Below are 6,566 nucleotides of genomic sequence, written 5' to 3'. Positions count from 1 at the left end.
TTGATCCCGCTGGCGATCCTGAACCGCGATCTGCAGTACGAGCGCATCGCCATGGTCAACGTGTGCGCGACCTTCGCCGCCGCCGCGACGCGGCTGGGGCTCGCCGTGTCGGGGGCCGGCGCCTGGGCGCTCATCGCCGGCTATTCGACCAGCGGCCTCTACATCCTGATCGGCGCCATGATCGCGCGGCCGTTCTGGCCGAGGCTGCAGTTCCGGTTGGCGACGATCCGGCCGCTGGTGCAATTCGGCATCCGGGCAGCGTCGGCGAACATCTTCGAGCAGATCTTCAAGAACGTCGATTACCTGCTGATCGGCTGGTTCTACGGCGCGTCCGAGCTGGCGGTCTATCGGGTCGCGTTCGACGTCACGATGGAGCCGGCGATGGCGGTCGGCACCCTGGTCAACCGCACCGCCCTGCCGGTGTTCGCGCGCGTCGCCGCGGTCAAACAGCATCTGGCCGACGCGCTCACCTGGTCCCTGCGCCGGTTGGTCGTGCTGGTCGCCCCGCTGATGGTCGGCCTGATACTGGTCGCCGATCCGCTGACCGCCCTGCTTCACGACGAACAGGGCAACAGCTACGCGGCTGCCGCCCTGCCGCTGAAGCTACTGGCCGCTGCAGGGTTGTTGCGGGTGACGTCGCAGCTGTTGTCGCCCGTGCTGATGGGATCGGGGCGCCCCGGTGCGGCGGCGCGCCTGTCGGCGATGACCCTGCTGATGCTGACCCTGGGCATCCTGATCGCCGGCTTCAGTTTTCCCGCACAGACCGGCATCGTCGCCGTTTCGGCGGTCTGGCTGGGCGTCTACCCGATCCTGCTCGCCTGGGGAGCCCGCTACCTGCGGCAGCACTGGGGCGTCCAGGCGGGCGATCTGGCGCAGGCCTTCGTCGTGCCGTTCGTCGGCGTGGGCGCCATGGTCGCGATCGTCGAAGCGGTGCGTCTGTCGGTCGGCGGCAGTGACCCGCGCATCCAGGTCGCCATCGTCGTAGCGGCGATGGCACTCACCTATGCCGGCCTGGCGCTCCATGCACGACGCCGGCCCGAGCGGCCCGCCTGACCGGTCACTCGGCTGCGGCCGCCGGCGTCGGATCCGGTGTCTTCTGCGCGCCGCGGTAGCGATCGAACATGCTCATCTGGTGCACGCAGCTCAAGGTGCAGGTCGGGCTGCAGGACTTCTCGGTATGGAATTCGCGCCGGATGTCGTCGCGGGTGTAGTCGAGCAGCGGGATGCCCGGATAGCCGCGCTGCTGAGAGCACCAATGCACCTTGCCGTCCTCGGCGACATAGAGGTACCGCGCACCGGCGCGGCACTTCCAGTCGTTGGGCTGGCCGTGCATCAGGTTCTTCTGGAACAGCCAATAGTTCAGGCCGTGCACCATGGATGGCGAGATCTTGGTGACCTGGGTATAGGCGCCCATCTGTTCCGGGCTGAGCGGCTTCAGCGTGCCGGTATGATCGTGCAGCACGCCGACCGAATGCTGCAGGCCGTATTTCGCTGCCGTTTCGGCCACGGTGATGACGTCCTGCGTCCGCTCGCCGGTGACGCCCAGCACGGAATTGACGTTCACCTTGAACTTCGCATGCTTCGACAGCAACGCGAGCTTGCCCTCGACCGAGGCCAGGCTCTTCATCGAGATGGCGTCCGGCTCCAGATTGTCGATGCTGATCTGCATGCCCTGCAGGCCGGCGGCATTGAGCCGGTCGATCCATTTGCGGCTGAGTTTGAAGCCGTTGGTGATCATGGTCACGATCATGCCATGGCCGCGGGCGGCGCGGATGACCTGGTCGAGATCGGGATGCAGCAGCGGCTCGCCGCCGGTGAACGTGATCGATGCCGTGTTGAGCACCGCCAGATGATCGACCCGGGCAAGCAGATCCGACACCGGCACCGGCGGCGAGAAATCATCGTACTCGTTGCAATAGCCGCACGACAGGTTGCAGCGGCGCGTGACCACGACCTGGGCCAGTAGCGGATTGTACCGGGACCCGAGAGCCCGGCTGAGGAATCGCACGCCGGAGCCGAGGTTCTTGACGCGGTCGAATAGGGATTGATCGCTCATCGATGTCATATGGTGACCTAAAGGCGGGACCGCAGCCCCCAACGAGTAGCACCGGGCGCGTCTGCGGGAAAGTTCGGTACGCTCAATCCAGGCGCCTGCGGGCTGCACGCCAGGGCGGCGGCCACCAGCGCAAGCCCGCGACGTCCAGCAGCCATTCGCCGGCCATCGGATACCGGGGCTCGGAATTTTCGGCGGGCGGCTGCGCATAGAGCGTCTCCTGCGCCGGCCAGCGATGAAATCGCGTCCAGGTCCACGCGCCATGACGCCGGTAGACGCCCATGAGCGTGCGGGCCGTTTTCTGGTCGGGCACGACCGTGCGGCGGCGCGTCCAACAGGGTTGCGCCCCGACCCGCCGGGCGAACGGCCAGCTCGTACCATCGACGTAGTTCGAGAACCAGACGGTATAGCCAAGTTCGGCCTGCAGCGCCGTCACGGCCCGGTAGACCTGGACGTGCTCGGCATGGCCGTACTCGCCCCAGGGATTATGCGTATAGACGTCGCTGTACCCGGCGAGCGCCGGCCGCAATGCCTCGACCAGAGCCGTGTAGTTGTTTTCGTATCGGGCACGCGCCGCGGCGTCGGCAATCTCGATACCCGCGGGCGTCGAGTGGGCACGAGCCCGGTCAACGAAAAACCCGGCACCGCTTTCCGGCAGCTTGAGATCGACCAGCCCCCTCAACGGCAATGCGGCGACCGCGCGCCGCCGGGCGGCAGAACTCTTCGGCCGCTCGAACTGGTCGCCGAAACAGAAGATGATTCGATCTGCTGACGAAACGACCCCGCTGAGCCAAAGGATTTCATCGTCCGGATGGGCGACCACCACGGCATGGCTCATGGCGTATCCCCCCGGTCCGCCAGCACGGCATCGTAAAGGTCCTCGAGTGTTCCGGTCTGGCGCCGGATATCGAACTGGCGCTCGACCAACGCCCGTGCCGCCGCGCCCATGCGCCGCCGCAGCGCAGGATCGTCGAGCAGATCGTTCAGACGACTGGCCAGGGCCGCCGGGTCGCGCTCGGACACCAGGAAGCCGGTCTCGCCGTCGATGATGCCTTCCGGGATGCCGCCGATGCGAGAACCGACCGCCGGCACGCCGCTGGCCGCGGCCTCCAGCAGCACCATGCCCAAACCCTCGACCCGCCCGGTCGACGTGCGGACGCTGGGCAGCACCAGAACGGCGGCCTGGCGCATCCAGGTCACCACTTGTCGGTGCGGCAACGCGCCCAGGAATTTCACCCGCCCTTCCAGTCCCAGCGATTTCGCCAGATCCTGCAGCGAGCGGTGCAGCGGGCCATCGCCGACAATGACCAGTTGGACGTTCCCGTGCCGCGCCGCCAGGGCGCCGACCGCGCGGATCAGGTATTGGGTGCCCTTGACCTCGACCAGGCGTGCCACATGCAGGATCGTCGGCGTTTCCTCGGCAGGATCGCGCGGCCGGATCGCCTGGCAATCCACGCCGATATAGTGCACCCGCGTCCGCGCCTCCGGAAAGCCCATGGCCAGCACCCGCTCGCGAATGAACGACGAGGCGCACAGGAACAGGTCGCCCTGGCGCGCCAGCCGGCGGCGGAACAGCGGGTAATTCGCCCAGGCGGGCGAACAGAGCAGGGCAGCGGTCGACAGGGTGGCGTCGAAGCCGTGGAAGGTCGTGACCAGGGGGATGTTCAGTCGCGCCGCCAAGGGCAGGGCATAGACCCCCTCCACGCCGAAATGCGCATGGATCAGCGCCGGACGCCGGCCGGCGAGCAGGCGCTGATAGGGCCTTGGGCTGCGCGTCGCGATCTGCCAGCCTATGCGCGGCAAGGGCCAGCGGGGATCGAGATCCTGCACGGCCAGCGAACCCGCACCCGCTGGAGCGTCGCCGAAGCGCAACCGTCCCAGATAGAGCGGCTTGTACCGCAGCAACTGCTGTGCCTGCTGGGTGATGAACGGTTCCGATATCCTGAACAGGTTATGGCGGAATACAGCGATCTCGCGCACGTGTACCTTCTGACTGCTGCCCGCACCCGGCGTCCCGTTTTGCTGCACCGTAGAAGCCGGCCCTATCCAGGGCAAGCCGCCACTTGCGCCCGGCGCGGGCCGGACGTACATAGCGCGCTCACCAGCGACATTGCCGGTCTGATCCCGACGGGTGCATCGGTGGCGGGAGCGGACATGGGACGGATCACTCACGGCGCCACATTTGGTCTGATGGCGTGCGGCCTGCTGGCGCTATCGCCAACGCAGGCCGCAGCGCCGGGCGACTGCAATGCCGCCGATCCGAATCAGGTTCGGCTGCAGGTCGGCGTCAGCGGGATGCATTCGACGGACGGCGCGGTCTCGATCACGATCTACCCGGACGATACGGCACATTTCCTGGACGGGGCCTACAAGCTGGCCCGACAGGAGGTTCCCGTGACCTTGCCGGTCACCCGCGCCTGCTTCACCGTCGCGGCACCGGGCCATTACGCCGTCGCCCTGTTCCACGACGAGAACGGCAACCACCATTTCGATACCACGATGCTGGGCCTGCCGGCCGAGGGCTACGGCTTCTCGAACAACCCGACCCTGTATCTGGGCCCGCCCAGCCTGAGCCAGGTGCGCTTCGCCGCCCATGCCGGCGACAATCCGGTCGATGTCCTGGTGAAATACTAGGGCATCAGACCGCTTTGCGCACCGGTGCCGGCAGAATGATGTCGAGCGCGCGACCCACTTCCGCGAACAGGCCTAGTGCATGGTCGATCTGGTCGAACGTATGCGCCGCACTCACGCTTGAGCGCAGCAGCGCCAGCCCCTTCGGCGTGGCAGGTGGCAGGCTCACGTTGGTGTAGAGTCCTGCCTGCAGGAGCTGCGTCCAGAAGGCGAAGGCGGTTTCGGGATCGGGCATGACCGCCGAGACGACCGGGCTGGGTTCGGGCCCCACGGTGAAGCCCAGGGCCGAAAGCCCGTCATAGAAGCGCCGGGCATTCTCGATCAGCCGATGGCGCAGGCCGGGGCGCGTGCGCAGTTGATGCAGCGCTTCGCTCGCCGCCGCGATCACGCCGGGCGGCAGGGATGCCGTGAACATGTAGGGCCGGCTGACGACGCGCAGGATATCGAAGCCGTCCATGTCGCTGACGCAAAAGCCCCCGACGCCGCCCAGGCTCTTGGAAAAGGTCCCGACGATGAAATCGACGTCCGCCTCGACATCGTCCGCTTCGGCGAGGCCGCGCCCGGTCTCGCCCAGGACGCCCAGGGAATGCGCCTCGTCGACGATCAGATAGGCGCCCCATTCGCGCTTGACTTGAGCGAATTCCCGCAGCGGTGCGGCATCGCCCAGCATGGAATAGATGCCTTCGACGACGATGATCTTGTCGCCGGGCGTATCGGCCAGGCGACGCAGGCGATTGGCCAGATCGTCCGGATCGTTGTGGCGGAAGCGCGTGACCTGCGCCTGTCCCAGCCGCGATCCGTCATAGATGCTGGCGTGGCAATCCGCATCGAGCAGCAGATGGTCGTTCTTGCCCGCCAGCGTCGAGATGATGCCGGCGTTGGCCTGATAGCCGGTCGAAAACACCATCGCATGCTTGCGGCCATAGAAATCGGCCAGCTCGCGCTCGAGCCGGCCATGGCCGTCGTAGCTCCCGTTCGCGATGCGCGATCCCGTGGTCCCGGTACCGAACGTCTCGATCGCCTCGACCGCTTTCGCGATCACGGCCGGATCGTAGGTCAGACCCAGGTAGTTGTTGGTGCCGAGCAGCAGGATGTGGCGATTGCCGATCTGCGCTTCCGTCGGCGACAGCACCCGGTCGAAGGCGACGTTGAACGGATTGGATTTGATGCTTTCGAGCCGGTCATACGCAGCGGCCATCGACGCGAACTTGTCAAAAAGAGGCATCGATCACGCACTACCCTTCAAGTCGCGGACGGTTGATACGAGATCGCCCAGCGTTTCGATTTCGGCGATCCGATCGAGCGGGACGGAGATATCCAGGCGATCCTCGATCTCCATGACGAAGTCCATCACCGCGACGGAATCGAGGCCGAGATCGTTCACGATATTCGTCTGATCGGAGAGTTCGACAGGCTTTTGCAGCGACGAGCGCAAGGTATCGAATATCACCCCTCTAATGTCCTCGACTAGATTCTCCATGACCGTTTCCGTCGGCTCCTCAGCCTGCGCTACGCTTCAGCCCGGAAACTTCCGACCTGTATATGTGACAATTTATAAGGTGACGACAAAGCGTTGTCACAAGCTTTATCATAGCCTTCGGCGAACCGTCGGCGCGGTTCGTTTCACCCGTGTTTCAGATAGGGACTCCCGCCCCTCAATCCAGAGGGCGGGATGGCCAATGTCAGAAAGTTTCTCGAAACGGGCGCTTTCCCGCCTTTTTCCGAGCGTTTCCTGCCCGTGTGAAATTTTACGCTGTCGTGGCCGGGCTATGTGTGGCACCAAAACCGCGCTCCATTTTCAGGTCAGTTCCGCAATCTTCCGAATGAGCAGCCACCGGCCCCGTATGCGCGCTCCCTCCTCTCCGGGCCTTCGGGCATCGGC

General features: G+C 65.7%; 7 protein-coding genes. 2 read left to right on the top strand and 5 right to left on the bottom strand.

The window, feature by feature from the left end:
* Positions 1-1,053 (top strand): oligosaccharide flippase family protein (locus VGV37_RS28235; protein ID WP_326883160.1); only part of this gene is annotated, 1,053 nt, incomplete at its 5' end.
* Positions 1,054-1,057: 4 nt separating this feature from the next.
* Here the strand turns inward: VGV37_RS28235 and VGV37_RS28230 are convergent.
* From VGV37_RS28230 to VGV37_RS28220, 3 genes are all read right to left on the bottom strand, one after another.
* The gene (locus VGV37_RS28230) at positions 1,058-2,056 is read right to left on the bottom strand and encodes a radical SAM protein (protein WP_326883158.1); all 999 of its coding nucleotides are present in this window, start codon (positions 2,054-2,056) and stop codon (positions 1,058-1,060) included.
* Between the two features lie 82 nt (positions 2,057-2,138).
* Complete coding sequence (locus VGV37_RS28225) at positions 2,139-2,879, bottom strand: hypothetical protein (protein ID WP_326883157.1); 741 nt, start codon at positions 2,877-2,879, stop codon at positions 2,139-2,141.
* Between the two features lie 8 nt (positions 2,880-2,887).
* Positions 2,888-4,033 (bottom strand): glycosyltransferase, encoded by a 1,146-nt coding sequence (locus VGV37_RS28220; protein ID WP_326883156.1) that lies wholly within the window; start codon positions 4,031-4,033, stop codon positions 2,888-2,890.
* Between the two features lie 174 nt (positions 4,034-4,207).
* On the opposite strand from VGV37_RS28220, the gene VGV37_RS28215 reads away from it, so the two are divergent.
* The gene (locus tag VGV37_RS28215; protein WP_326883155.1) at positions 4,208-4,687 is read left to right on the top strand and encodes a DUF2141 domain-containing protein; all 480 of its coding nucleotides are present in this window, start codon (positions 4,208-4,210) and stop codon (positions 4,685-4,687) included.
* Positions 4,688-4,691: 4 nt separating this feature from the next.
* Here VGV37_RS28215 and spt read toward each other — a convergent pair whose 3' ends face one another.
* Together spt and VGV37_RS28205 are read right to left on the bottom strand one after the other, a co-directional pair.
* Entirely contained in the window at positions 4,692-5,909 is a 1,218-nt protein-coding gene (gene spt / locus VGV37_RS28210) for a serine palmitoyltransferase (RefSeq protein WP_326883154.1), read from the bottom strand.
* A 3-nt stretch (positions 5,910-5,912) separates the two neighbouring features.
* Positions 5,913-6,119 (bottom strand): acyl carrier protein, encoded by a 207-nt coding sequence (locus tag VGV37_RS28205; protein WP_326883153.1) that lies wholly within the window; start codon positions 6,117-6,119, stop codon positions 5,913-5,915.
* Positions 6,120-6,566: the final 447 nt, after the last annotated feature.

Source organism: Aliidongia sp. (assembly GCF_035943795.1).
Lineage (GTDB): Bacteria > Pseudomonadota > Alphaproteobacteria > ATCC43930 > CGMCC-115725 > Aliidongia.
Note: the sequence above shows the minus strand (reverse complement) of the source record. Positions and strands in the feature narration are given on the sequence as shown.

Coding starts and splice junctions, on each gene's coding strand:
- spt (WP_326883154.1), bottom strand. CDS start 5,909: ATGCCTCTTTTTGACAAGTTCGCGTCGATGGCCGCTGCGTATGACCGG.
- VGV37_RS28230 (WP_326883158.1), bottom strand. CDS start 2,056: ATGAGCGATCAATCCCTATTCGACCGCGTCAAGAACCTCGGCTCCGGC.
- VGV37_RS28215 (WP_326883155.1), top strand. CDS start 4,208: ATGGGACGGATCACTCACGGCGCCACATTTGGTCTGATGGCGTGCGGC.